Annotated in this window: 23 protein-coding genes; 13 read left to right on the top strand and 10 right to left on the bottom strand. The window is 52.1% G+C overall.

The annotated features are described in order from the left end of the window. Window positions 1-20: 20 nt before the first annotated feature. Window positions 21-917, top strand: coding sequence for a LysR family transcriptional regulator (locus NSU01_RS20465; protein WP_076246895.1), 897 nt, complete (start codon window positions 21-23; stop codon window positions 915-917). A gap of 60 nt (window positions 918-977) precedes the next feature. After that, window positions 978-1,664, top strand: a complete 687-nt coding sequence (locus NSU01_RS20460; protein WP_076246892.1) for an MBL fold metallo-hydrolase — start codon at window positions 978-980, stop codon at window positions 1,662-1,664. Window positions 1,665-1,706: 42 nt separating this feature from the next. On the opposite strand, the gene NSU01_RS20455 is transcribed toward NSU01_RS20460, so the two are convergent. Further along, entirely contained in the window at window positions 1,707-2,117 is a 411-nt protein-coding gene (locus NSU01_RS20455; protein WP_305954222.1) for a GyrI-like domain-containing protein, read from the bottom strand. Window positions 2,118-2,341: 224 nt separating this feature from the next. Between NSU01_RS20455 and htpG the strand changes: the two genes are divergently transcribed. Next, entirely contained in the window at window positions 2,342-4,225 is a 1,884-nt protein-coding gene (gene htpG, locus NSU01_RS20450) for a molecular chaperone HtpG (RefSeq protein WP_042138064.1), read from the top strand. Window positions 4,226-4,307: 82 nt separating this feature from the next. Here the strand turns inward: htpG and NSU01_RS20445 are convergent, their stop codons facing one another. Beyond that, complete coding sequence (locus tag NSU01_RS20445; RefSeq protein WP_042138062.1) at window positions 4,308-4,814, bottom strand: hypothetical protein; 507 nt, start codon at window positions 4,812-4,814, stop codon at window positions 4,308-4,310. A 416-nt stretch (window positions 4,815-5,230) separates the two neighbouring features. Further along, window positions 5,231-6,100, bottom strand: a complete 870-nt coding sequence (locus NSU01_RS20440) for a LysR family transcriptional regulator (protein ID WP_042138060.1) — start codon at window positions 6,098-6,100, stop codon at window positions 5,231-5,233. Window positions 6,101-6,270: 170 nt separating this feature from the next. Here NSU01_RS20440 and NSU01_RS20435 point away from each other — a divergent pair, with 170 nt between their 5' ends. The 3 genes from NSU01_RS20435 to NSU01_RS20425 all read left to right on the top strand — a co-directional run bounded on the left by NSU01_RS20435 (window position 6,271) and on the right by NSU01_RS20425 (window position 10,844). Continuing rightward, on the top strand, window positions 6,271-8,010 hold the full coding sequence (locus NSU01_RS20435) for an ABC transporter ATP-binding protein (RefSeq protein WP_076246889.1): 1,740 nt from the start codon (window positions 6,271-6,273) through the stop codon (window positions 8,008-8,010). Beyond that, window positions 8,007-9,746, top strand: coding sequence for an ABC transporter ATP-binding protein (locus tag NSU01_RS20430; RefSeq protein ID WP_076246886.1), 1,740 nt, complete (start codon window positions 8,007-8,009; stop codon window positions 9,744-9,746). Before NSU01_RS20435 ends, NSU01_RS20430 begins: the two co-directional genes overlap by 4 nt. Window positions 9,747-10,268: 522 nt before the next feature. Next, window positions 10,269-10,844: a histidine phosphatase family protein gene (locus NSU01_RS20425; protein WP_042138055.1), complete on the top strand. Its 576-nt coding sequence runs from the start codon at window positions 10,269-10,271 to the stop codon at window positions 10,842-10,844. Between the two features lie 149 nt (window positions 10,845-10,993). Here NSU01_RS20425 and NSU01_RS20420 read toward each other — a convergent pair whose 3' ends face one another. Continuing rightward, window positions 10,994-11,860, bottom strand: a complete 867-nt coding sequence (locus NSU01_RS20420) for an AraC family transcriptional regulator (RefSeq protein ID WP_076246884.1) — start codon at window positions 11,858-11,860, stop codon at window positions 10,994-10,996. 188 nt (window positions 11,861-12,048) lie between these two features. Here NSU01_RS20420 and NSU01_RS20415 point away from each other — a divergent pair, with 188 nt between their 5' ends. Then, window positions 12,049-14,127, top strand: coding sequence for a beta-galactosidase (locus NSU01_RS20415; protein WP_076246882.1), 2,079 nt, complete (start codon window positions 12,049-12,051; stop codon window positions 14,125-14,127). A gap of 255 nt (window positions 14,128-14,382) precedes the next feature. Here the strand turns inward: NSU01_RS20415 and NSU01_RS20410 are convergent, their stop codons facing one another. Further along, window positions 14,383-15,012 carry an NUDIX domain-containing protein gene (locus NSU01_RS20410; protein WP_076246878.1) on the bottom strand — a complete coding sequence of 210 codons (630 nt, stop codon included), beginning with the start codon at window positions 15,010-15,012 and terminating at the stop codon, window positions 14,383-14,385. A gap of 152 nt (window positions 15,013-15,164) precedes the next feature. Between NSU01_RS20410 and NSU01_RS20405 the strand changes: the two genes are divergently transcribed. After that, window positions 15,165-15,590, top strand: coding sequence for a hypothetical protein (locus NSU01_RS20405; protein ID WP_076246875.1), 426 nt, complete (start codon window positions 15,165-15,167; stop codon window positions 15,588-15,590). Further along, complete coding sequence (locus NSU01_RS20400; RefSeq protein ID WP_076246872.1) at window positions 15,590-16,108, top strand: hypothetical protein; 519 nt, start codon at window positions 15,590-15,592, stop codon at window positions 16,106-16,108. The genes NSU01_RS20405 and NSU01_RS20400 overlap by 1 nt, the downstream gene beginning before the upstream one ends. Window positions 16,109-16,320: 212 nt before the next feature. Here NSU01_RS20400 and kduD read toward each other — a convergent pair whose 3' ends face one another. The 3 genes from kduD to kduI all read right to left on the bottom strand — a co-directional run bounded on the left by kduD (window position 16,321) and on the right by kduI (window position 18,766). Next, window positions 16,321-17,076, bottom strand: a complete 756-nt coding sequence (gene kduD, locus NSU01_RS20395) for a 2-dehydro-3-deoxy-D-gluconate 5-dehydrogenase KduD (protein ID WP_042138045.1) — start codon at window positions 17,074-17,076, stop codon at window positions 16,321-16,323. 66 nt (window positions 17,077-17,142) lie between these two features. Further along, the gene (locus NSU01_RS20390) at window positions 17,143-17,898 is read right to left on the bottom strand and encodes a DeoR/GlpR family DNA-binding transcription regulator (protein WP_039294698.1); all 756 of its coding nucleotides are present in this window, start codon (window positions 17,896-17,898) and stop codon (window positions 17,143-17,145) included. Between the two features lie 34 nt (window positions 17,899-17,932). After that, window positions 17,933-18,766: a 5-dehydro-4-deoxy-D-glucuronate isomerase gene (gene kduI, locus NSU01_RS20385; protein ID WP_039294695.1), complete on the bottom strand. Its 834-nt coding sequence runs from the start codon at window positions 18,764-18,766 to the stop codon at window positions 17,933-17,935. Between the two features lie 297 nt (window positions 18,767-19,063). Between kduI and NSU01_RS20380 the strand changes: the two genes are divergently transcribed. The 4 genes from NSU01_RS20380 (at window position 19,064) to ybaK (ending at window position 23,329) form a co-directional block, all read left to right on the top strand. Beyond that, entirely contained in the window at window positions 19,064-20,737 is a 1,674-nt protein-coding gene (locus NSU01_RS20380; RefSeq protein ID WP_076246870.1) for a hypothetical protein, read from the top strand. Window positions 20,738-20,944: 207 nt separating this feature from the next. Further along, complete coding sequence (gene aspA / locus NSU01_RS20375; RefSeq protein ID WP_042138041.1) at window positions 20,945-22,369, top strand: aspartate ammonia-lyase; 1,425 nt, start codon at window positions 20,945-20,947, stop codon at window positions 22,367-22,369. A 144-nt stretch (window positions 22,370-22,513) separates the two neighbouring features. Beyond that, window positions 22,514-22,765, top strand: coding sequence for a YolD-like family protein (locus NSU01_RS20370; protein WP_039294685.1), 252 nt, complete (start codon window positions 22,514-22,516; stop codon window positions 22,763-22,765). An 87-nt stretch (window positions 22,766-22,852) separates the two neighbouring features. Then, window positions 22,853-23,329 carry a Cys-tRNA(Pro) deacylase gene (gene ybaK / locus NSU01_RS20365; protein ID WP_039294679.1) on the top strand — a complete coding sequence of 159 codons (477 nt, stop codon included), beginning with the start codon at window positions 22,853-22,855 and terminating at the stop codon, window positions 23,327-23,329. A gap of 63 nt (window positions 23,330-23,392) precedes the next feature. On the opposite strand, the gene NSU01_RS20360 is transcribed toward ybaK, so the two are convergent. After that, window positions 23,393-24,202 carry an aminoglycoside phosphotransferase family protein gene (locus tag NSU01_RS20360; protein ID WP_076246867.1) on the bottom strand — a complete coding sequence of 270 codons (810 nt, stop codon included), beginning with the start codon at window positions 24,200-24,202 and terminating at the stop codon, window positions 23,393-23,395. 169 nt (window positions 24,203-24,371) lie between these two features. After that, a complete protein-coding gene (locus NSU01_RS20355) occupies window positions 24,372-25,124 on the bottom strand; it encodes a YdcF family protein (protein ID WP_039294870.1) in 753 nt (250 codons plus the stop codon). Window positions 25,125-25,234 lie beyond the last annotated feature (110 nt).

Genomic DNA, 25,234 nt, shown 5'->3' with positions numbered 1-25,234 from the left:
ATTGATGTTAGGGTGATGATATGGACTTAACCTATATGCGGACCTTCCGCGAGGTCGCGAAGCGGCAGAGCTTCACCCGTGCGGCTGAAGAACTGGGCTATGCCCAGTCCAGTGTAACGATGCAGATTCAGAAGATCGAGAAGGAATACGGCGTACCGCTGATCGAACGGCATGGCCGGGCCTTGCGCCTGACTCCTCCGGGGGAAGAGCTGCTGAAGCTGTTCGTGGAGATTCTAGATCTGTACGACCGCTCCAAAGAAACGATCGCCCAGCAGATTGGCGGGACGCTGACGATCGGGACGATTGATTCACTTGCCGCCTTTTATTTGCCACCGTTCCTGCAGCAGCTGCGGACCATGTTCCCCGGACTGAACATTCATCTGCAAACGGAGCAGGAGGCCAATCTGGTCTCCAAAATCAGGGACGGCGAGGTCGATATCGGCCTCCTCCTGGACCGCAGCACAGCGGATACCCTGCTTGAGCGTACAATCATCCGGGAGGAGCCGCTCGTCCTCGTGGCCCCTGCCAGTCATCCGCTGGCAAGCGTGGCGCAGGTGACGCTGCAGGACCTCAACAACTGCGAGCTGATCGTCTCCGAGGAGAGCTGTATCTACCGCAGTTTGTTCGAGAACCTGCTCCGGGAGCACGGGATTGTGTTCCGGATCGGTTTTGAGCTGTCGAATCTGGAAGCGATCAAGCGTTGTGTACGCAACGGCCTGGGCATCGCGCTGCTGCCGAGAATTGTGGCTGAGGAGGAGATCGAGCGGGGGAATCTCGCCGAGCTGTCTTTTGCCCATCCGGAGATTCATTTCGATCTGCAGCTCCTGCTCCATCCGAAGAAGTGGAAGTCGCTGCCGCTCCAGTCACTGATCCAGATGCTGCGGGAGGATGCGAAGGCTAAAGCCGCTATACTGTGAAGGTGGAAGCCTGAGTAAGCGCAGTATGCAATGTTCTAATAGAGACACGCGGAGGATCATATGGACATTATTGAACTACCTATTCAGTTTGAGTATGAAGGACAGCCTTATTACATTTATCCGAGCCTCATTGTATCCGGGGAAGAGTTAACCCTGGTCGATACCGGTTATCCAACTTTCATGCCTTTGATAGAGAAGAAGATCCTGGAGCTGGGATACGACCCCCTGAATTTGAAAAATATCATTATCACCCATTACGACGATGACCATATCGGCGCCTTGTACGAGTTCGTGGAGAAATACCCGTCAGTTACGGTCATGGCGAGCGAAGTGGAGACCCCATCGATCTCAGGCTTGGTGAAATCTGAGCGTCTGGTCCAGGCAGAAGCTCTGCTAGTGGAGATGCCTAAAGAAGAGCAGGCGTCCGGTGAAGAGTTTGTACAGCTATTGAAGAATTTGCGGCATGTTCCGGTGAATCAGACGGTCCGGGAGGGCCAGTGTATTCTGGATGGTAAGTGTCAGGTCCTTGCCACCCCGGGGCATACGTCTGGTCATATTTCTTTGTATTTTCCTGAGCTAAGCAGTGTTATTACAGGTGACGCGGCAGTGAGCGAGGAGAATGAACTGGCTGTCGCGAATCCGCAGTATTGTTTCGACCTGGAGAGTGCAGAGCAGTCGCTGAACCGGTTACAAGCTCTTAACGCACGATCCTATTACTGCTACCATGGCGGAAAACTCGGCTTCTAAATTAGTGCACAGGAAAACATAACTGGCAAAGATGATTGCTGATCATATCACCTGTATATCTCTCCATAACCGGCCGCTGGTAATCGAGCTGATGTCCGCTGACGTAGAGGGCGGGGAGGATCTCCGTCCATGCTTTTTGAACTGCCTCAGTGTATGTTGTATAGTAACAACCGCATAGGTACCGCCGGGAATTTCACCGTAGTTAATAGACTTATCCGCTGGGGCATTCTCAAGCACGCTGATACAGGCATCATATCTGCAATGTTCAGGCAGGGTGGTGTCGGGGTTGTCCTGGGGAATCCCGAAGAGGATGGCTGATCCGGTAAGCAGCCGGTGTGCCCGTGCCCATTCCTTTAAGGCCCCCATAGCCTTACTGTTACCGGGACCATAGGGGCCTGTCTGGCGCACATAAGCAATGCGTGTTACAGGAAGCGTTTGGAGCTGGATTTTCATCGTTTCATTGTCCTTTCTTTCGCTGTAATGAGTACATTCCGAATGCTAACATGGACTAAAATAGAATTCATTTCTTTTTTGAGCGGACCTCTATATGCAGCAAGATATTGACATCAAAAACGAGAATATGTTATATAAAAGGTAGTGTTAGCACTCAGGTGAGTGGAGTGCTAAACGATGATCCGCAATTCGAAGGTTATTTTTGAAAGGAGATTTATTTATTCATGGCCAAAAAAGAGTTTAAAGCCGAATCCAAAAGACTGCTGGAAATGATGATTAACTCCATCTATACACAGCGGGAGATTTTTCTGCGGGAACTGATTTCTAATGCAAGCGATGCCATCGACAAAATCTATTACAAAGCACTGGCCGACGAAGGCCTGGTGTTCAATAAAGAGGATTACTACATTAAAGTGACCGCCGATAAGGCAAGCCGTACGTTAACCATTTCCGATACCGGAATCGGGATGACGCAGGAAGAGCTGGAGAACAATCTGGGGATTATCGCGAACAGCGGCTCGTTTGCTTTTAAGAAGGATAATGAAGCCAAGGACGGACACAACATCATCGGACAATTCGGGGTAGGTTTCTATTCCGCATTCATGGTGGCTGACGATGTGACAGTGATCAGTAAAGCGCTGGGCAGCGACCAGGCGTTCAAGTGGGAATCCCAGGGTGCGGACGGTTACACGATTGAGCCTTGTGAGAAGGATGCGGTCGGAACCGAAATCACGCTGAAGATCAAAGAAAACACCGAAGACGATAACTACGATGAGTTCCTGGAAGAGTACCGCCTGAAGTCGATCATCAAGAAATATTCGGACTTCATCCGCTTCCCGATCAAGATGGACATTACCGGCAGACAGCCTAAAGAGGACGCCGAGAATGAATTCGTCGATGTTATTGAAGAACAGACCGTGAACAGCATGGTGCCGATCTGGCGCAAGAACAAAAACGAGCTGACCGAAGAAGACTACAACAACTTCTATGCGGAGAAACGCTACGGCTTCGACAAGCCGCTGAAGCATATCCATATCAGTGCCGACGGCGCTGTGGTCTATAACGCAATCCTGTTCATTCCGGAGAATACACCGTTCGACTACTACACCAAGGAATATGAAAAAGGCCTGGAGCTCTACTCCAACGGTGTGCTGATTATGAACAAATGCGGGGATCTGCTGCCGGACTACTTCAGCTTCGTCAAGGGGATGGTGGATTCCGAGGATCTGTCGCTGAACATCTCCCGCGAGCTGCTGCAGCATGACCGCCAGCTGACGCTGATTGCGAAGAACATTAAGAGCAAGATCAAGAGCCAGCTCCTGAGCCTGCTGAAGGATGAGCGTGAGAAATATGAGACGTTCTACAAATCTTTTGGCAGACAGCTGAAGTTCGGGGTCTACAATGACTATGGTATGGAAAAAGAAACACTGCAGGACCTCCTGATGTTCCACTCCTCCAAGGAGAAGAAGCTGGTTACACTGGCTGAATATGTGGAAAGAATGCCGGAAGACCAGAAGTTCATCTACTATGCCTCCGGTGAATCGGTGGAACGCATCGAGAAGCTGCCGCAGACGGAAATGGTGCTGGACAAGGGTTACGAAATCCTCTACTTCACCGACGATATCGATGAATTCGCAATCAAGATGATCATGTCCTACAAAGAGAAGGAATTCAAGAACGTCTCCAGTGGTGACTTAGGGATCGAAGAAAGCGCCGAGGACAAGCCTTCTGAAGCGGAAGAGAATGAGAACAAGGGATTGTTCGAAGCGATGCAGGGCATCCTGTCCGGCAAAGTGAAGGCAGTCAAAGCATCCAAGCGGCTGAAGTCCCATCCGGTCTGCCTGTCCACCGAAGGCGAGCTGACCATCGAAATGGAGAAAATCCTCAAGGCTATGCCTAACGGCGGCCAGGATGTACAAGCGGACAAGGTGCTGGAAATCAATATTCACCATGATGTCTTCAAATCGCTGAAGGCTGCAGCCGAAGGCGACAAGGAGAAGCTGGGTCTTTACACTAATCTCCTGTATAACCAGGCGCTCTTGATCGAAGGTCTGCAGGTTAACGATCCGGTGCAGTTCACGAACGATATTTGCAAAATCATGGTCTAAACCGGCGTTCGCGCCGGCCAGAGGACCTGCGATACAAGAATACCCCGCTACTGGTGCAGACCAGTGCGGGGTGTTTTTTTATTTATTTGTAAGTAAATGAAAATAAAGTTTCACCGCTGCTGGCATCGATTACAACATTGAATTCTTTATACGTTGGCACCTTTTGCCCTCTTGCAGCATGGCCGGTACCATGAATCCCTTTGAAGGTCACGATATAAACGGGTGTGTTGTTTAGATAACCATCTGCTCTAAGGTTTGCATTCTTATTCAGCGCCTGTTCTGAGAATGCAGTCAAATATGGATAGGTTAGCAGCTGATATTCTATAATTACCTCAGGGGCTTCGGAAGCAAATTTTGGTGCACTCGTGTGCGCTAAGGAAATAGCTTGTTCCTTTGTAATTACCAAATTACTTGATGTTGGCAGATGAAGTTGAATTCCCAATGATTTCAATCGTTCTGTGTCGTGAGCGGTTATTACTCCTTCTTCCTTACTACTCAAGTCTGAAATATCTCCAGCTGCAATTCCTGAAGAGTAAAATATTACAGTGGAAATAACCGCTGTGACTAATGATCTCTTTGTGGGAAGCATTAGCTTCACTCCTCCGGATTGATTAGTTTTAAATAAGCGGAACTTAAAACTATCACTTATACAATCCTGCCCAAAATACAACAATTCCACTATAATCCCGGATATAATTCAAGATTGTTGTATAAAAGGCAGCATTTATGCTCCACCGGGCGGATTAGCGGGACAATTCTTGTATTTCTTACAACAATCTGTCTGAACACCTAGGTATCCAGGTAGCCAAGTTGTAAGATGTACAACATTTAGTCGATGCGGTGTGAAACGTCAGAATCCGGATTCTGCCAGCGGGATACAGAGTGCAGGCGGCCTGAAGGACAGGATGAAGGACAGGATGAAGGAAGCAGAAATTGGACATCCTCCAGAATGTCCGGGCCGGATAACTGCACTGCTGCCGCGAGCGGGAATGTTATGTTCAGGGTTCAGCGTGCCCGGAAAGTCTCGATAAACTTGGTAGCCAGCGACGACAAATACTTGTCCTTGATCCAGACGGCGGCTACACGGGTATGCAGCGCTTCACACCGGATCTCCTTAAAGATCAGATTGCTGTGATTCGCCAGCTCAAAAGCAGATTTGGGAATAATTCCGATGCCAAGTCCGGCGTTGGCCCAGAGCAGGGTGGTCCGCGCATCATCGTTCATGCAGAAAATTTGCGGTTCGAAGCCATGCTCCAGACAGGTCTCCCGTATGAGCTGTTCGAAACGGCGGTAGATAATAAGCGGCTTATGCTGAAGCTCTCCGAGTGAAATAGCTGCTTCGCTTGAATTCCAGTCATAATCGGGGGTCATAACGGCAATCATCGGCTCCGAATTGAGATACAGACATTCCAGATTGCTGGAATTAAAAGGGGTGCGGATAATGCCGATTTCGACGATGCCTTTGTTCAGCAGATCGATGATCATAAATGTATTACCTTCATGGATTTCAAAAGTAACGCCCAGATAGTTCTTGTGGAATTCGCCCAGCCGGTCATGCAGCAGGGTCGCTCCGGAAGAGGAGACGGTGCCGATCGAGAGACTGCCCTTCAGTCCTTTGGCAAAATCATTGATTTCTCTCGTGGTCGAATCCGTTAATTCAAGAATTTGCTGAGCCCGGTTACGCAAAATAATCCCCGCATCGGTTAGCTGGATGCTGCGCGGACCGCGTTCAACCAGCTTGACCCCTAGCTCCTCCTCCAGCAGCTTAAGCTGCTGGCTGAGCGGCGGCTGGGCCATTTGCAGCTTCCTGGCGGCAGAGGTGATTTGACCTTCCTCGGCAATCGCCAGGAAATATTTCAATTGGCGGATATCCATGTTATTACAGCCTCCCGTTCCGCGTCTTCAATCAAATGCCATATGAAATTCATATGGAAAAGATACGAAACCAATATTATTAATATGTAAGCAGGTATGACATAATCATAACGGGTCTTTTGATTTTTTCAAGAGTGAATACATACTACGTAGGTTAGGTGAGGATTACTGTGTTCAAAATTGCTGTTTTTCTAAAGCCTTACAGGAAAGAAGTGATCATCGGGCCGATCTTCAAGCTGCTGGAGGCGATTCTGGAGCTGCTGCTGCCGACGATTGTGGCCCTGATTATCAACAACGGGATTGGCAGGCAGGACAGTGCCTATGTCTACCGTATGGGCTCCCTGATGGTGCTGATGGCCATCCTCGGCTTCGGCTGCTCCATGATTTGCCAGTATTACGCAGCCAGGGCATCACAGGGCTTCGGCACATCGCTGCGCAACAAAATGTTTAAGCATATTTCATCGTTATCCTACGCAGAGCTTGATATTATCGGCACGCCATCGCTGATCAACCGGATCACGAATGATGTCAATCAGCTCCAGCTGGCCGTAGCCATGCTGATCCGGCTGGTTATCCGTGCTCCGTTCATCTGCATCGGGGCGATCATCATGTCGATGATTCTGGATTTCCGGCTGTCGCTGATCCTGATTGCGGCTACTCCGGTATTCGGAGTCATTCTGTATTTCATCATTACGCGCAGCTCACCGCTCTACCGCAAATATCAGGCCAAGCTGGACCGTCTGGCGCTGGTGCTTAGCGAGAATCTGTCCGGTATCCGGGTCATCCGCGCTTTTGCCGAGAGCCGCCGGGAGAAGCAGCGCTTCAATGAAGCTTCGGAGGATTTGACGCAGACCGCAATCCGGGTCGGACGGATATCCGCCTGGCTGGGCCCGATGACCACGCTGGTGGTTAATGCGGCGATTATCGCCATTCTGTGGGCAGGCGGCATTCATATCGATGCCGGACGGCTGTCACAGGGAGAGATTATTGCATTCATCAACTATGTGACCCAGATCCTGCTGGCGCTGATTGTGGTATCCAATCTCGTTATTCTATTCACCAAAGCTTCGTCATCTGCCAACCGTGTCAACGAGGTACTGGCAATGACGGCATCGGTTGCCGAGGTTGCGACAGATGCGCCGCCGGCTAAGCGTGATGATTCAGCGCCGGTGATCTCCTTCCGCAATGTTTCGTTCGGGTATAACACAACCGGTGAGCTTGCGCTGCAGAATATCACGGTCGACATTCACCGGGGAGAGACGGTCGGACTAATCGGCAGTACCGGCTCCGGTAAATCGACCTTCGTTAACCTCATTCCGCGGTTCTATGATGCAGTAGAGGGTGAAATTCTCGTCGAAGGTGTGAATGTGCGACAATACCGGCTGGAGCAGCTGCGGAGCAGAATTGGCATTGTGCCGCAGAAGGCCATGCTGTTCACAGGATCAATTGCCGATAACATCCGCTGGGGCAAGGCCTCAGCAACCCGTGAAGAGATTATGTCTGCAGCAGCGGTAGCCCAGGCGGAAGAGTTCATTGCCAAGCTGCCGGAGGGACTGGATACCCTTGTCGCACGCGGAGGACATAATTTGTCCGGAGGACAGAAGCAGCGGCTGACGATTGCCCGGGCGGTTGTAGGGCGTCCGCCTGTACTCATTCTGGATGATTCCTCCAGTGCGCTGGATTTTGCCACGGATGCAGCTTTGCGCCGTGCACTGAACAAGAACAGCGGAGATATGACAGTTCTGCTTGTATCCCAGCGGGTGAGTACCGTAAGACAGGCGGATCAGATTATTGTATTCGATGAAGGGCGGATTGCCGGTATCGGCAGCCATGAAGAATTGCTGGAGAGCTGCGGGGTCTATCAGGAAATCTGCATGTCCCAGCTCTCAAGCGAGGAGGCCGTACAATGAACAGTACAAAGACCTGGAAACGGCTGTTTAGATATACAAGCCAATACCGGAAGATAACCATAGGGGCAGTCATCTGCGCCATTCTGAGTGTGATTGCCAGCCTGATCGGACCGCTGCTGATCGGCCGCGCGGTTGACCATATGATCGGGCCCGATCAGGTGGACTTCCCGGAGATTTTCCGCCTGCTGCTGATCCTGGGAGCCGTATATCTGGTTGGCAGCTTCTTCGGCTGGCTGCTCACTTACTATACGAACAAGCTGGCATACCGGACAGTCTACGATCTCCGCCGCGAGCTGTTTGACAAGCTGGACGCGCTGCCGCTGAAATTTCATGATAATCATCCGCAAGGTGACAGCATCAGCCGGTTCGTGAACGATATGGATGCTGTCTCTGACGGGCTGCTGCAAGGCTTCTCCACGCTGCTGACGGGGATCGTGACCATTGCCGGGGCTATCGGGCTAATGCTCTATATCAGCCCTGTGATGACGCTGGTGGTGCTGCTGTCAGCACCGGCGACCTTCTTCGTCGCCCGCTTCATTACAATGCGTTCCCAGCAGATGTTCCGGGAGCAGGCCAAAATCCTCGGCGGGCTGAACGGTTATGTGGAGGAACTTGTCGGCGGACAAAAGGTAGTGCAGGCCTATCACTACGAGGACCGTTCTTTTGCAGGCTTCGCGGAGCGGAATAATGAGCTGTACAAGACTGGGATCAAATCACAATTCTACGGCTCTCTCTCTAATCCGACTACACGTCTGGTGAACAACATCACCTTCTCGGTGATCGCGATGATCGGCAGTGCGCTTGTGATCGGGGGACATTTTTCCGTCGGGGATTTGTCCAGCTTCCTGATCTATTCGAATCTGTTCGCGAAGCCGTTCAATGAGATTACCGGGGTCATTACCCAGCTGCAGTCGGCGACGGCATCGGCGCAGCGTATTTTCAATATTCTGGATCTGCCTCTGGAGACTCAGGATGCTCCGGGTGCTGTAGTGATGAAGGGAAGTCAGGGTACGATTACCTTCGACAAGGTAAGCTTTGCCTATACCCCGGAACGGCCGCTGATCCGGAACTTCAGTCTGGAGGTGAAGCCGGGTACACGCGTGGCGATTGTCGGCCAGACCGGAGCGGGGAAGACCACACTGGTCAACCTGCTGATGCGCTTCTATGAAGTCGACAGCGGCACCATCCGGATTGACGGTACGGACATTACTTCGATTACCCGGGACAGTCTGCGGCGTAACTTCGGGATGGTGCTGCAGGACACCTGGTTATATGGGGGCTCCATCCGCGACAATATCGCTTACGGCAAGCCGGAAGCGTCGGAGGCTGAAGTCATTGCCGCTGCCAAAGCTGCGAATGCACACAGCTTCATCAAACGTCTGCCCGAGGGCTATAATACGAAAATAAGCGGCTCGGGAGATAATCTCTCCCAGGGCCAGAAGCAGCTGCTTACCATCGCCCGTGTGATGCTCGTCGATCCGCCGATGCTTATTCTGGATGAGGCCACGAGCAGTATTGATACGCTGACGGAGGTGCGGATTCAGAAGGCTTTTCTGGCGATGATCTCCGGCCGTACCAGCTTCGTGATTGCCCACCGGCTGTCCACGATCCGTGAGTCGGACCTGATTCTGTTCATGAAGGACGGCGACATTGTCGAGAGCGGTACACATGAGGAGCTGGTGAGGAGCGGTGGATATTACGCCCGCTTGTATAATAGCCAGTTTATGGCGGTGTAGATAAGGTAAATGCAGAAAGACAGCTGCGGTCAGGACTTCTTAGGAGGAGGCTGGCTTGCGGCTGTCTTTTTTTGCAGCGGGATAAGCTGAACTTAGGAGATTTACATAATAATCAGCTGTGACTTTGGTGATCTTTGGGCTTTAGGTTACTAAGGGGTGCTACTGTTGCCATAATTCACCGGTTAACTCGCTGGTAGTGGTGGAGATCCGGCGAACCGGTGACTTTTGGATAATCCTGCACATAATACAACATTCTCCTCATTATTTCGGCCCAAATCGGAAATTGTTGTATAAAAAGCAGGATTTCCCGACCTCCAAGCGGCTGAGCGGGACAATTCTTGTATTTCGTACAACAATTCGCTTGAACACCCGGTTATTATGGGATTAAAGTTGTAATTCGTACAACAATAGTGCCCCATGCAAAAGTGAGTAAGTAGCTCATTTCGCTGTGCCACAGCTAACGAGAGATTTCGGTGATAAATTGCAGTAATCAATAGACGATAACGATGGAGGTTCATTCGAATGGCAACAATCGGTTTAATCAGGCATGGGATTACAGAGTGGAATATCGCAGGAAGGGCTCAGGGACTGGCGGATATCCCGCTTAACAGGGAAGGCAGGGAACAGGCGGTTAAACTTGCCGGACGGCTGCGTAAGGAGCGGTGGGACATCATGATTTCCAGCCACTTGTGCCGGGCCAGGGAGACTGCAGAGATTATTGCTGCTGCTGCAGGGATAGGGGAGCACCTGATTGACGAACGGATATGTGAAATGGATTGCGGACAGCTGGAAGGGCTGAATGAGGCAGAATGGCTCGGAAGATGGGGGCAGGACTGGCGGAGCCTGGAGCTCGGGATGGAGACGGCAGAGGATGTATCACGCAGAGGCGCGCTTGTTCTGGAGGAGCTGTATAACCGCTATGGTAACAAAAAAATACTGGTTGTCAGCCACGGTGCCTTAATCGGCTTGACGCTCCAGCACCTGCTGCCGCAAGTGTTCACCACCACCTACATAGATAATGCTTCGCTAACCCTGCTCACCAAAACCAATAATAACTGGGATTGCCAGCTGTACAACTGTGTGGAGCATTTGGTTTAAGTATTTGCGGGCTGAACTCGTCCGTGAAAATAACCCCATCCCCCCAAGCACACCTTCGGGTCACAGTTGAGCTGACTATTTTTCATATGTTTGGGGGTTCTGGACGTCTTATGCAGTTTGGCGTAACGGATGGAGCACGGATACGTTGCTCACTCTGCACTCCCATGCAACCGGCTCCGCATCACCCCCGGAGTCACCCCGTGCGCCTTGCGGAAGACGCGGATGAAATAATTGGTGTCCATCCCAAGGTTGAGGGCGATATCCTGCACAGGACGCTCAGGGTCCTCGGTGATCAACTGTACGGCGCGCTGCAGCCGCAGGTTCTGCAGATATTTATGCGGAGTCACGCCGTATTCCTGTAGGAACAGACGCTGGAAATGCTGGACAGAATAACCGACAGCAGCGGCCAGATTCGTAATCAGCAGCGGCTCCGTGAAATGCTCGTTGATCAGGCTGACGGCCTTATTCAGAGCTTCGTTGCGTACATTTTCGTTCTCCAGGCGGGTCGCCGTACCGGCGGAGCATTCGCTCCTGCGCAGCATCAGCAGCAGCCTATAGAGGGTTACCGACAGATCCTGCATCGACTGCTCCTCCTGGCGGCCGGTGCTGTTTCCATTTACCGTATGCCAGATTCCGCCGATCATATCCCAGCAATCCTCGAACCGTTCAGGATGGAACAGTGCAGACGGCAGCAGGCCGAGCCCCTCCAGCACAGATGCTGACTGGCTTCCATGGAAGCCGATGAAACCTACATGCCACGGCTCATGTGACAGCGGATAATACTCGTGCCCGCGGTCGGGTGGAAAAGCATAGGCCATTCCCGGCTTCAGCACGGTCTCAGTGCCGTTCTCAAGGTCGCGGAACCGTCCGCTGCCGCTGCGGATCAGGAATATCTGATGCACCGGGAATCCGGCCGGACGCACATGGTGATACTGGATATGGCGGCCGACCGAATAAGGGTATAAGGGGAACGCATTCAGGTCGCGCGGCATTTCGATCAGGGAGAAGGGGAGCATGTAAACACCTCATATTCATTTTGTGCTATGGAAACGCTATTATTATACTACCATTGGCAACTGATTATCCTTTATTATAAATAGTATAAACGGTTACAAGCTAAAGGGATAGAGCTGACGAAGAACTTATATCAGTGAAAAGTCCCATTCTAACATCGAACCCTATACGAGAGGATGAATGTAATAATATGAACAGCAAAGTTCCTGCAATCAGCAGCAAGGCTCCTGTAATGCTGCATGGTGCCGACTATAATCCCGAGCAATGGCTGAAATACCCTGAGGTGCTGAAAGAAGATATCCGGATGATGAAGCTGGCAGGCTGCAATGTAATGTCGGTGGGGATTTTCTCCTGGGTATCGCTGGAGCGTGAAGAAGGAGTATTCACCTTCGATTGGCTCGATCAGCTGCTGGATACTTTTAAGGATAATGGAATTTATGCCTTCCTGGCTACGCCAAGCGGAGCACGTCCGGCCTGGATGTCGGAGAAATATCCTGAAGTATTGCGGGTAGAACGTAACCGGGTGCGCAATCTGCATGGGGTCCGCCATAATCACTGCTTCACTTCACCGGTCTACCGTGAAAAAACCGCGCTGATGAACTCCAAGCTGGCTGAGCGTTACGCTCATCACCCGGCAGTCATCGGCTGGCATATCTCGAATGAATTCGGCGGCGAATGCCACTGTGATTACTGTCAGAATGCCTTCAGAGAGTGGCTCAAGGTTAAATACAAGGGAGATTTGGACGAGCTGAATCATGCCTGGTGGGCCACGTTCTGGAGCCATACGTACACCTCCTGGGAGCAGATCGAATCCCCGGCTCCGCACGGAGAGACTCAGGTGCATGGTCTTAACCTGGACTGGCGCCGTTTCGTAAGTGACCAGACGATTAACTTCTGCCAGCATGAGATTGACTCGGTGCGCAGCTTCAATCCTGAGCTGCCGGTGACAACCAACATGCATATGATCGACGGCATTGATTATCGTAACCTGGCGAAGATCCTTGATGTGGTCTCCTGGGATGCTTATCCGGACTGGGGGTATACCGAGGACGATGATGATGCCCGGCTGGCAGCCTGGACGGCGATGCACCACGATATGTACCGCAGCTTCAAAAAGAAACCGTTCCTGCTGATGGAAAGCACACCTTCGCTCACGAACTGGCAGATTGTCAGCAAGCTGAAGCGTCCGGGTATGCACAAGCTGTCCTCCCTGCAGGCGGTAGCCCATGGTTCAGACTCTGTGCAATACTTCCAGTGGCGCAAAAGCCGCGGCTCCAGCGAGAAGTTCCACGGCGCAGTTGTCGATCACAGCGGACATGCGGAGACCCGTGTATTCAGAGATGTGGCTGAGGTTGGCCGTACGCTGGCAGGATTAACAGATGTAGTGGGTACAACCACTCCTGCCGAAACAGCCATCCTGTTCGACTGGGACAACCGCTGGGCGGTTAAGGATGCCCAGGGTATCCGCAATTCCGGGCTGAAATATGAAGAAACCGTGCTTCAGCATTACCGTGGACTGTGGGAGCTGGGGATTCCTGTGGATGTGGTCGGCTCTGGTGATGATCTGTCCGGCTACAAGCTGGTAATTGCGCCAATGCTGTACCTGATCAGTGAAGAAAACGGCAAGCGGATTGAGAAGTATGTGGAGCAGGGCGGCACATTCCTGGCTACCTATTGGTCGGGAGTCGTTGGCGAGACGGACCTGTGCCACCTGGGCGGCTTCCCTGGACCGCTGCGCAGAACCCTGGGTATCTGGGCAGAAGAGACAGAAGGGCTGCACAGCCGCGATCTGAACGGCCTCGTGATGGACCCTGGTAACACCCTGAAGCTGACCGGAGACTATGATGCGCATGAAATCGCTGAGCTGATTCATCTGGAGGGTGCTGAAGCGCTGGGCCATTACCGCAGCGACTTCTACGGCGGACGTCCGGCACTGACCGTGAACAAGCTGGGGGCAGGCAAAGCCTATCATCTGGCCACACGTGTGAAGGACCCGCAGTTCTATGTGGATCTGTATGCTGCCATTGCCGGAAAAGAACGCATCAGCCGCTCCCTGAACACCGAGCTTCCTACAGGAGTAACGGCTCAGCTGCGCAGTGACGGCGAGCATGATTATGTATTTGTGCAGAATTTCAGCGGCAGCGAGCAAGTGGTAACGCTGGATGGTCAGGAGTATACGGACCTCGAATCCGGTGCTGCTGCACCTGCAGAGCTGAAGCTGCCGGTCAACGGGCTGGTTATGCTGAAACGCCAGACTGCAAAGGTATAATCTGCTGAAAATGTAAGCAATGAGTTAAAAAAGGCAGGACCCGCTAAAAGTCGGGTTCTGCCTTTTTGAATGATCTGATAAGCCTCCAATTTGCAGTGAAGCAGATGCTGTTTATCTACTTAATTCCCGGGAAACCATTTGCTCGAAGGAAAATAAATGTATTAAATCCATCTAAAGGATTTAGTATGTGCATTACGCCTGACATTTTGCCGTGGAAGCAGCCGAGTAAGCAAATAGGTTTTTGAAATCCGGACGTCATGCCCTGCTATAAAGAGCTTCAATTCCCTCAATAACCCGCAAATAATAAGCAATCTCATGCGGGACGAGCTGTGAGAGATCAACCTGCTCATTAATTTCTGATCGTTCACCGTCATCGGTTACCCGGAAGCCTTGCACATGTAGAGTGCTGCCAGCTCCAGCGATGAAGCTGCGGAACTCGGTGAAGCGGGCCTGGACGATCCCTGCTACCTCTTCCTGCTGCAGCGAGAAGTCACTTAGAGCATAATTGTTCTCGTAAACAAAAACATTCGCCCGCTCCCGGTCCATAAACCCGGCTGTATCCATCTGGTAGGGGATAATCCCCAAAGGCTTTAATTCGTCAAAATCCAGCTCAAGGCCCAGCTCCTCCTGTACCTCACGGACTCCATCCTCTACCGTCTCGTCAGCCAGCAGATGTCCGGCAGCGGTGATATCGAGCAGTCCGGCATAATCTCTTTTGTGCCGGCTGCGCAGCTGGAGGTAGATCATCAGTCCATTGTCAGCCTGACGGACAAACCAGCAGTGAAAGGTCTCGTGCCAGAGACCGTGGCGGTGTACCTCATCGCGGGGAGCGGTTCCGGTTCTATTACCTTGCTCATCAAATGTAGTTAGTATCTCTTCGGTCATACAGAAGCTCCTTCACCAATTGCGTCAAAGCAGGATGCGGAATGCAGCGGGTCTTGACGATTATATTTTTTACAGCTTACCATAGATACAGAAATACAGTAATATCCAAATGAAGGTGTGGTAGAGGGAATGTACAGCTCAGGAGGAGAACGATGAAATATTTGGTTAAGCTAAATCTGGCCAGCATCATCTTGGCTCTGCCGGTCTTTGCAGCCATTGAGCTGATTGGAAATGCACTGAGGATTAGCCGGATCACCGGATGGGAGTACGGGAAGGTTGAGCGTTCAGTCACGCTAATTAATATCGCAGGCTTTTTGCTGACCGGAATTCTGATCGTGTATGTAACCCGGCGAATACTGGGCAACCGGAGAATAGCTATGATTACGAGCTTGCTCTGGTTTGCCTATTTCAGCTTATTCGTCTACCTGTTCGCTGCGCTCTTTCCTATGACAGTACATGAGGACAAGCCGACGCCGGTTACCGGACTAATCTTCATAGGGATACTTATCCTGCATTTCTTGTATTTAGCCATTGTTCAGGCATGCTCTATATTCTTGACTGTCAGGGAGGACGACTAATGCAGCCAGTACCCATGGAGCGTACTACATTCTACTCGCTAAGCGATGAACGGCTCGGCTATGCCTGCATGGAACCCACGTTCATGAAGATCCGCGCCAAATCTCCGGCGGTGAAGAATGAAGCAATCGCACAGCTTAGCAGGGGACAAAGGGCACTCTGTATGTTCCGGATTCTGTATGACCATAGCTCTAAGTCCGCAGAAGAATACTACGGGTGGCTCAGTTATCTGCTGGATCAGCCGGGATACTGGAGCGGTGTGCTGGAGGGATTGCAGTTTTTTGAAGATGCTCCGCTGATTCATCTGCTGGAGGAATCGAAAGAGCTGTTCGAGGCGAGTAACCTGCGTGCAGGCACGGGCTGGGACGAAGCGGCAATTACAGATTTGGAAGCGGACCCGGAGCTGCAAGAAGCCGTAGCCACCCTGTATGCACAATATCAGGAGCTTACAGCACATACTCTGCGGATCATCGCCGGTTACATTCGTGCGAATCCTGACGAGTTCATCGTGTTCCGATAAGGGCTGGGCCGGACTGAGCATACAAAGAACCCCGGTGCCTAAGAAGCATCCGGGGTTTGATGTGTTTAGCAGCTGCTCTGAACAGCCTCCGCTAAACTATAAACAATTCTATCTATACGCGCTCAGTTTGTATATACGGCGCTTATTATCTATATAGTTGGAGCAAGCCGAATCAATTCATGGTACTGTTATTCAAAAATTCCAAGCCGGAATTATCTGGCCAGCCATCCGCCGTCTACATTAAGGATATGTCCGTTCAGGTAATCGGAAGCCGCGGATGCCAGGAACACAGCAGGGCCCTTAACATCTTCAGCAGTTCCCCAGCGTCCGGCTGGAATGCGGTCAAGGATTGAATCGGAGCGGCTCTGATCCGCACGGATTGGAGCTGTGTTCTCAGTAGCCATATATCCTGGAGCGATAGCGTTGATGTTCAGGCCGGAACCTGCCCATTCGTTAGCGAAAGCTTTAGTCAGACCTGCTACGGCATGCTTACTTGCAGTGTAGCCTGGTACGTTAATGCCGCCCTGGTAGGAGAGCATGGAGCAGATGTTGATGATTTTACCGTTGCCTCTTTCAAGGAAGTGGCGGCCGGCGATCTGGGACAGCAGGAATACAGTGTTCTGGTTGAGGTTGATAACGTCAAACCAGTCTTTTTCGCTGTGATCCTTGGCTGGAGTACGGCGGATCATACCCGCGCAGTTCACGAGGATGTCTACTTTGCCTGTGAAGGCAACAGCTTCGTCGAACATGCCCTGAAGCTTGGAATGATCGCTCAGATCAGTAGCGATGCTGAGTGCCTTGACGCCAAAAGCTTCAGCTGCTGCAACAGTTTCTTCACTTCCATTAAGGGAAGCGGAAATTACATCTGCGCCAGCTTCTGCGAAGGCAAGGGCGATCCCTTGTCCAAGACCCTGTGCGGCACCCGTTACGATTGCTGTTTTACCTGCCAAACTGAATAAAGATGACATATTATAATTCTCTCCTTTTAAGTTGCATAATTGAGTATCGCTTATAGGGCTTAAATGGTATTTAAACTACCCGCACTCGATGTTGACGCCTGCCTTGCGGAACAGCTCCACCGTCTCGGGCGCAAGCCCGCTGTCTGTAAGCAGCACATCGACTTCCTGCAGTGAAGCAAAGGTGCGCAGAGCGGTGTGCCCGAATTTGTGATGATCGCAAGCGGCGAATACCTGGCGGGCTGTGGATACCAGGGCTTGTTTGAAATCGATTAAATCTCCGGTATAGATGGACAGGCCATGCTCAATATGAACGGCTGTCGCCGAGAGAAAGGCTTTTTGAATATTAAGCTTCTGTACATAGGAGACAGCTTCAGGGCCGGCCAGCATATTGCGGACACGGTACCCTCCGGGAACGACCAGACGTATGTTGTCTTTGGGAACCAGCTCGCTGATGATATACACATCATTGGTAATGACCGTCAGGGGCATATTCTCCAGCCGCCGGGCAATCTCAAGCGTGGTGCTCCCGCCGTCGAGTGCAATGATGTCATCCTTGGCGATATGTGCCAGCGCACGCAGGGCAATCTCCGATTTCTCCTCGGAATACTTATCCAGCGGGTCTTTGGAGGGCAGAATCCCGAATTGATCGCTCTGTGCCAGCACAGCTCCGCCGTGTACACGCATGATCAGTCCTTGTTCCTCCAGCTTGCTTAAGTCCTCGCGGATTGTTTTTCCCGTTACCTGGAGCTTGTCGCTCAGCTCGTTCACTGTTACATCCTTCTGGTTCAGCATAACTTCCATTATCATCTCGTGTCGCCGTATCGGGTTCATCCGCCTGCCTCATCTTTCCGTAGTTGATTTGCTTCTATTGTAATTCTTTCATGCCTACGGGGTCCATATCGTCGTAACGTTTATTATCTCCGGCCATGCTCCAGATGAAGGTGTAGTTATGTGTACCCACGCCGCTGTGAATGGACCAGCTTGGGGAAATGACAGCCTGTTCATTGTGCATTACAATGTGGCGGGTTTCTGTAGGCTCGCCCATCAGGTGGAAGACGATAGAGTCATCCGGCAGATCGAAGTAGAAGTAAGCTTCCATCCGGCGCGGGTGAGTGTGGGATGGCATGGTGTTCCACATGCTGCCCGGTTTCAGCTGAGTCATTCCCATAACAAGCTGTGCGCTCTGCACGCCGTTCGTGTGAATGAAGCGGTGAATCGTACGTTCGTTGGAATTCTCAAGTCCGCCCATGGCTCCGGATTCGGATTCAGCCAGCGTGGTCTTGGTAGTAGGGTAGGACTGGTGAGCCGGAGCGGAATTCAGGTAGAATTTCGCCGGTTTGGCGCTATCCGCGCTTTTGAAAATAACATCTTTGGAGCCTTGGCCTACATACAGGCATTCCTTGAAGTCAACTTCATATTCAGTTCCGTCTACAACAACCGAACCTTTGCCGCCGACATTGATAATACCCAGCTCACGGCGTTCCAGGAAGTAAGTTACTCCAAGCTCCTTAAGGTCAGTTGTAAGTACAACATCCTCATTGACCGGATTAGCCCCGCCAACGATCATGCGGTCTTCATGGGTCAGGACAAGCTTCAGTTCATCCGGAGCAAAAATAACCGGAATGTGGAACTCCTTGCGCAGGCGCTCAGTGTCAAACTGCTTAACTTCATTCGGATGTGATGCAAAACGTCTTTCCATTGAATATTCAATCTCCTTAAGAAAAATGTATTTTCGTTCGTATAGGTACAATTTAATCCATTTACGTTCATTTGGCAAGAGATAATCTTTTTTAGTACGTTTATTTTAGTTTGTTTGTTAGTTTTAGAGATTGCCATCTGAACTGAAAGCGTGCACAATAGAGCTGGAAAGCAGTGAGTTCCCAGGGTGGAGTATACCTAATAGAAGAGGGATAGTTGTTCTATGTATACACACGCGGACATGACTCCCGGATTAGGGGCTCGTGATACAGAAAATATATATTGGAGGGTGAGGGAAATGGCAGACAGGCTTCAGGATCAGACTTCTTATAAAATACGCCGGCAGGAAATTATCAGTTCAATCGCACTGGAGGCGGAGCGGCGTCCGCTGCTTGCGAGCGGCCTCTGGTTCCATGATGATGTGCGGAATAACTTCTATTATGCTTCTTATTTATTTGCCGCTGCGGTAGATGATACGCTGGAGCTGCCTTTCGATAAGGAGGAAGCGAAACGGAAGGCGGAAGCTGTCATGCTGGAAACGGTCCTGCTGCAGAACCGCCAGCCCGGTACAGAACTCTATGGCCACTGGCCGCTGGGCTTGAATCCGCAGCCCAGAGAAGCGCCGCCGCATGAGCTGCCGGTGGAGATCATGGGCAGCCTGATGGTCTGGTTCTGCAAGCAATATTCGACCCAGTTTAGCGCGGGGCTGCGTATTGCCTTCCACACGGCCATCGGTCATGTGTACCGCAGCGGATTTTTCCGTAAGCCGGTAACGACGTTCGGCCACCATGAAGCGAAATATACGGCAGCCAAGCTGATCTTCGGCAACTTCTTCGAGGATGATGAGCTGCTGGAAGACGGACTGCGCAGTCTGGACATCACACTGGCGCATATCCGGGAGAAAGGGATGCCGGAGTACGGCAGCCTCCCGTGGTTCTGGCACTGGGTGCAGGCGTTCACCTGTGCCTGGGAGCTGGAGACAGACAGCGGCATTAAGCATACCCTTGGCGAGATGCTGGATTATCTCTGGAACGAGCGGAGCCAGTGGTATCTGCAGGGCGCCTGGGCAGGTGCCCATTCCAGAGGCTGGCCGCATGATGTGCCGGCTGACGGTAATGTGCTGCAAGACTATGTGCAGTTCGGAGACTTCAAGCTGCCGGCGGAGATGCCTCGCACCGAATATGCCGGTTTCCTGTTCTATGAAGCGCCGGAGCAGGTGCGTTCGAATGCACTGAACCGCGAGGCAGCGGTAGAGGTCAAGAAGCAAACCGAGAAGGTGGTTGCCGGAGATCCGGACCGCCAGCCGCCGCTCCATTCCTATGCCTACATCACAGAGGATTATGCGGCAGGCGGCATGTGGGAGCGGGTAGAGGAATTCGACAATGAGCAGCTGCGCTGGGCGTATTCGCTCCCTGTGGGTGCAGCCGAAGGCGTGAACCGGCTGTACTTCTTCCATCCGGGCCAGGGGTATAACGCGGGCGATCCGCGTCACCAAAGCCCTTATATGGAAGTCCTGTATCATAAGAACACCGTCATATCCCTGTTCCCGGTTCCCGAGGGGGAGGCCACTGCAATAGTAGGAGTGCTTCCGAAAGGGGAATGGATCAAGCAGCCTTCGGCACTGTTCGGTTATGCAGGCAATGTGTATTTTGCCGTCTACTTATCGCATGGCTATGAGCTGCTGGAACGCCCGGATTATCTCGAGGTGATCTCCGCAGGGATGCCGGGCGGAGTCGTTGTTGAAGCGCTAAGCGTCAGCCAGGCTGCGGAGCTGGGAATAAGCGGGCTTGATGAGTTTGCCGCAGCCGCCGCACAGCGGGCACCTAAGTTTGGAGCGGGAGAAATTCTGTCCGCGGAATATAGCTCTCTGATCAGCAAAGCGCATCTGCAGCTAAGCACAGACAATGGCCTGACAGAGGTAAAAGCAGAGATTAACGGCAAACCGGTTTCTTTTGACAGTTATTCTGTCTAAGCTTGTAAATAATTAATGAACCTATAGAGGACCCGGGGATGCTGAAGCGTCTGCCGGGTTCTTTTGCGCTGTCTGCAGCCAGCTTCGCTATCAAGATGGGCTGGAGCATGATATGTTAAGAATGGTAATATCTTAGTAGATCAAAGGAAAGAATAAGATAACTATTGTGAAAGCCGATCATCGACTACAGGACATGGGGGGAGCATTATGACAGAGATAGAGTACCGGCTGGAGAAGGATTTCTTAGGAAGCAAACAGGTGGAGAAACACGCCTACTACGGGATACAGACGCTGCGTGCAGTAGAGAATTTCCCGATAACCGGGTATCGGGTGCATCAGGAGCTGATTAAAGCTATGGGCATCGTCAAGAAATCTGCGGCACTGGCCAATATGGAAATCGGCAGACTCTACAAGGGACTGGGGGAAGTTATCGTTGCTGCGGCGGATGAGGTGATTGCCGGAAAGTGGCATGACCAGTTCATCGTGGACCCGATTCAAGGCGGGGCCGGCACCTCGCTGAATATGAATGCGAATGAAGTGATTGCGAACCGCGCGCTGGAGCTGCTGGGCCGGGCCAAAGGCGATTATCTGCAGCTTAGTCCCAACACGCATGTGAATATGGCACAGTCCACGAACGATGCTTTTCCGACGGCGATTCATATTGCCACGCTCTCTCTGCTGGAACAGCTGCTGGTGACTATGCGGAGCATGCATGGCGTATTTGTGCTGAAGGCGGCAGAATTTGATCCGGTTATCAAAATGGGACGGACCCATCTTCAGGATGCGGTGCCGATCCGTCTGGGCCAGGAATTCGAGGCGTACAGCCGGGTGCTGGAGCGTGATATTCAGCGGATCGAGCATACGCGGCATCATCTCTATCAGGTGAACATGGGGGCGACGGCGGTCGGCACCGGACTGAATGCGGAGCCGCGTTATATAGCGCGGGTGGTAGAACTCCTGGCCGAGATCAGCGGATTGCCGCTGGTGAGTGCTGAGCATCTGGTGGATGCTACGCAGAATACCGATGCCTACACCGAGGTTTCGGCAGCGCTGAAGGTCTGCATGATGAACATGTCCAAAATCGCCAATGACCTGCGGCTGATGGCCTCCGGTCCGCGTTCCGGCTTTAATGAAATTACGCTTCCGGCCCGCCAGCCCGGATCTTCGATCATGCCCGGCAAGGTGAATCCGGTGATGGCCGAGGTGATCAATCAGGTCGCTTTTCAGGTCATCGGCAATGATCATACGATCTGTCTCGCCGCCCAGGCAGGCCAACTCGAGCTGAACGTTATGGAGCCAGTGCTGGTATTCAATCTGATCCAGTCGATCAGCATTATGAACAATTCCTTCAAGGTGTTCACGGACTACTGCCTGGCGGGAATCGTGGCCAATAAGGAGAAGCTGCAGCGGGAAGTCGAGCAGAGCGTCGGCATCATTACTGCGGTGAACCCGCATCTGGGCTATGAAGTGGTGTCGCGTATTGCCAGAGAAGCGATTCTGACCGGCGAATCCGTGCGCGCTTTATGCCTGAAATATAATGTACTCAGCGAGGAAGAGCTGAATCTGATCCTCGATCCGTATGAAATGACCCATCCCGGGATCGCGGGGGCAGCGCTTTTGAATAAAGAATAAAGGGCAGTATCCGGGGGATAGCGAAAATTGGCTGCAGAGAACGGTATTATTTTGTAAACCCGGGGTAAAGGTCGTGTTATAATATATGGGAGCATTTACACCCGGAAGTATCATAAATTTGTAATGGCTTACTGGAGGCATAGTGTGGCGAAGGCAAAAGTAGCAAAACGTCCAACCCGCGACGAATTCGTGCTGGAAGAGCTGGGCAATCAGCTGGTCGAGGCGAAACAGGAGGATTCCGAGATTCTGCTGACGGTCTGGGGGAAGGAAGAACAGGTTCGCGGAGTGATTGTGGAGATGGATTCGCGTACCGGCAAGGTACATCTGCGATATAACGAAGAAATTATCAAGGTTCCGTTCATGGATATTATGCAGGTGAATTACCCGCGGGATTAGCCGCTGGAGGCAAGTCTTTCAGGGTAGAGTATAGCAGGACTGAAGAAAGCTCCGGCGCGCCGGAGAGTGGTTGGAGGTAGCAGGGACATGCAAGTGAACAAAACCAATGCCATGCGTATGCTAGATGCAAAAAAGGCCGGATACACCCTTCATACTTATGATAATGAGGATGGCCAGATTCACGGGAGTGCTGTTGCTGAGAAGATAGGCCTCCCGGCGGAGACTGTGTTTAAGACACTGGTATCACACAGCGGGCCGCAGCCCTATGTATTTGTTATTCCGGTGGCTGAAGAGCTTGATCTCAAGAAAGCGGCCAAAGCCGCCGGAGCGAAGAAGATCGAGATGCTCCCGCTTAAGGAGCTGCTGAAGTGGACAGGTTATGTGCGCGGCGGATGTTCGCCTGTTGGCATGAAGAAGCTGTATCCTACGTTCATACACAGCAGCGCGGAGGGGTTGCAGACCATCGCCGTCAGTGCAGGCCGCGTCGGCATGCAGATGGAGCTTGAGCCTAAGCTGCTGGCAGATGTGGTGTCAGCTGTATTTACGGATCTGATTAAAGAATAGCAGTAGAACAAGAAGCCGGAATTCCTGGAGGTCTAGGGATTCCGGCTTTTTTGGCGGTTTCGGCTAACTCCATTCTGCGTAGTGACCGGTTATAAACTGGATTTCACGCTCATAGTGTGCCAGATGCCCCTCATCAACCATTTTCATAAAAGCAGGATTGCCGCTCGCGGCCCCATTCTTGAGCGTGTCGCACATGACAGTCAAACGCTCAATGATCCACGTATGCAGATCCTTAGGGACGGGAATCCCATAAGCCTCAAAAAATAACTGTATCCGCTGGCGCCGGTCTGATGCATGTAAATGGGTTTGGTATGCTGCAGTGGACCCTGACGAGTAGTCAGGTGCGAAGCTGGCCAGCGGAACTGATGTGTAGATGGAATAGGCAATATCCCACATCCGCGGACCGGGTCCGGCCATGTCGAAATCAATCAATGCCACTGGAGCATCATTCTGAAAAACCACATTGTACAGGGCAGCGTCATTATGGCAGATCACTTCATGCGCACTGGTATCGGCATAGCTGAGCTGCCAGCTTCCCTCTGGTTGCGGGTTGAATCCTTCAGTCGCATCATGGTAATGACGTAACAGGCGTGCTACATCTGCAAGTGTCTCACCAGACCACATATATGGCTTAAGTTCAGGGTAAGCATTGCCTGGGACTTCTCCTGGAATATAGCTCAGTATTTCACGCCCGGCGTCATCGATTCCGAGAAAACGTGGCGCTCCCCCGAAGTTCTGCTTCTCCAGATGCCGCAGCAGTGCATGGACATTGGGACTCCAATCCCCTGTGGGACGGCGGACGGTGTCCGCCTTACGGACAATGTGATTCACATTTCCGCCGGTCAATATTTCTTCGTGTTGATTCACAGGCATTCCTCGCTTTCACTAAGGATGTATGTAATATAGTGCAGATACCACAGATACTACCCGGCAGCCCATCCGCAAAGTAAGGATCAACGAGGTGAATGGATGCGGTCGTTCAGAAGTATGCGGACTGAGTCCGTGGGAGTTCCCCGTCATGCCCGGTTTGCAGCTTGAGCAGTTAAGGCAACAGCTTCGCTGCCACAAGCCCCAGATACTCCTTCAGCGCCAGTCCGGTGGTGGAGACGGCCCCGGCGGAGGGAGTGAATTTGTTGAAATAGAGTGACATGGGCCGGCTGGCCAGGTAATCCACCGGGAAGGGCTGCGGCGTTAGTCCCGCGTGCTCAAATTGCACCATGCTGCGCGGCATGTGGAAGGCTGAGGTGACCAGCACCGGACGGCTAAACCCGTGTTCCTGCATAAGTGCAGCGGTGTTGACCGCATTCTGCTCGGTGTTAAGCGAGCGGTTCTCCGGCAGGATGTCTTCTGCCGGGATGCCGAGTCCGATCAGCTGCCGCCGGGCGATATCGGCTTCATTGCCGCTGTCCGCATACACCTGGCCGCCGGAGAAAATAACCGGCAGTCCGGTCTGCCGGTACAGCCGGGCGGCAGCCAGCAGCCGGTTCGCCGCCGGACCGGACATATTGCCCTGCCCGTCCAGATCCGGAGTGCCGGAGGTAGCGCCTCCGCCGAGGATAACAATAACATCACCTTCTACTGCAGAAGGCTGCGTATATTGCCGTTCCAGACTGCCGATCAGCAGGTCACTGACCACAGAGGTCATCGACAGATAGAGCAGCAGGCTCACTGCGAGCAGTACGACCGCCGGCCGGCGGCTGCTTTTCCACAGCCAGACCACCATCCCCAGCAGCAGGATCACAAAAATTCCCGGAGGCAGAACAAAGCTGTATGCGAATTTAATGAGGTAGATCAAGCAGGTCACCAACTTTTCAAGGATTATATAAGAGTCTCATGTTCACCTGCCCTGCATAGCAGGTCATTTCTGGTATTATACCATGAGTCCGGCCGGTGTTCCCAGCTTCG

The sequence above is a fragment of the Paenibacillus sp. FSL H8-0259 genome, from assembly GCF_037963255.1.
Lineage (GTDB): Bacteria > Bacillota > Bacilli > Paenibacillales > Paenibacillaceae > Paenibacillus_AQ > Paenibacillus_AQ phytohabitans.
Note: the sequence above shows the minus strand (reverse complement) of the source record. Positions and strands in the feature narration are given on the sequence as shown.

Bases quoted from the DNA above. Each gene is read 5' to 3' on its own strand.
- NSU01_RS20465 (WP_076246895.1), top strand. From the start codon at position 21: ATGGACTTAACCTATATGCGGACCTTCCGCGAGGTCGCGAAGCGGCAG.
- NSU01_RS20460 (WP_076246892.1), top strand. From the start codon at position 978: ATGGACATTATTGAACTACCTATTCAGTTTGAGTATGAAGGACAGCCT.
- NSU01_RS20455 (WP_305954222.1), bottom strand. From the start codon at position 2,117: ATGAAAATCCAGCTCCAAACGCTTCCTGTAACACGCATTGCTTATGTG.
- htpG (WP_042138064.1), top strand. From the start codon at position 2,342: ATGGCCAAAAAAGAGTTTAAAGCCGAATCCAAAAGACTGCTGGAAATG.
- NSU01_RS20445 (WP_042138062.1), bottom strand. From the start codon at position 4,814: ATGCTTCCCACAAAGAGATCATTAGTCACAGCGGTTATTTCCACTGTA.
- NSU01_RS20440 (WP_042138060.1), bottom strand. From the start codon at position 6,100: ATGGATATCCGCCAATTGAAATATTTCCTGGCGATTGCCGAGGAAGGT.
- NSU01_RS20430 (WP_076246886.1), top strand. From the start codon at position 8,007: ATGAACAGTACAAAGACCTGGAAACGGCTGTTTAGATATACAAGCCAA.
- NSU01_RS20425 (WP_042138055.1), top strand. From the start codon at position 10,269: ATGGCAACAATCGGTTTAATCAGGCATGGGATTACAGAGTGGAATATC.
- NSU01_RS20420 (WP_076246884.1), bottom strand. From the start codon at position 11,860: ATGCTCCCCTTCTCCCTGATCGAAATGCCGCGCGACCTGAATGCGTTC.
- NSU01_RS20415 (WP_076246882.1), top strand. From the start codon at position 12,049: ATGAACAGCAAAGTTCCTGCAATCAGCAGCAAGGCTCCTGTAATGCTG.
- NSU01_RS20410 (WP_076246878.1), bottom strand. From the start codon at position 15,012: ATGACCGAAGAGATACTAACTACATTTGATGAGCAAGGTAATAGAACC.
- NSU01_RS20405 (WP_076246875.1), top strand. From the start codon at position 15,165: ATGAAATATTTGGTTAAGCTAAATCTGGCCAGCATCATCTTGGCTCTG.
- NSU01_RS20400 (WP_076246872.1), top strand. From the start codon at position 15,590: ATGCAGCCAGTACCCATGGAGCGTACTACATTCTACTCGCTAAGCGAT.
- kduD (WP_042138045.1), bottom strand. From the start codon at position 17,076: ATGTCATCTTTATTCAGTTTGGCAGGTAAAACAGCAATCGTAACGGGT.
- NSU01_RS20390 (WP_039294698.1), bottom strand. From the start codon at position 17,898: ATGAACCCGATACGGCGACACGAGATGATAATGGAAGTTATGCTGAAC.
- kduI (WP_039294695.1), bottom strand. From the start codon at position 18,766: ATGGAAAGACGTTTTGCATCACATCCGAATGAAGTTAAGCAGTTTGAC.
- NSU01_RS20380 (WP_076246870.1), top strand. From the start codon at position 19,064: ATGGCAGACAGGCTTCAGGATCAGACTTCTTATAAAATACGCCGGCAG.
- aspA (WP_042138041.1), top strand. From the start codon at position 20,945: ATGACAGAGATAGAGTACCGGCTGGAGAAGGATTTCTTAGGAAGCAAA.
- ybaK (WP_039294679.1), top strand. From the start codon at position 22,853: ATGCAAGTGAACAAAACCAATGCCATGCGTATGCTAGATGCAAAAAAG.
- NSU01_RS20360 (WP_076246867.1), bottom strand. From the start codon at position 24,202: ATGCCTGTGAATCAACACGAAGAAATATTGACCGGCGGAAATGTGAAT.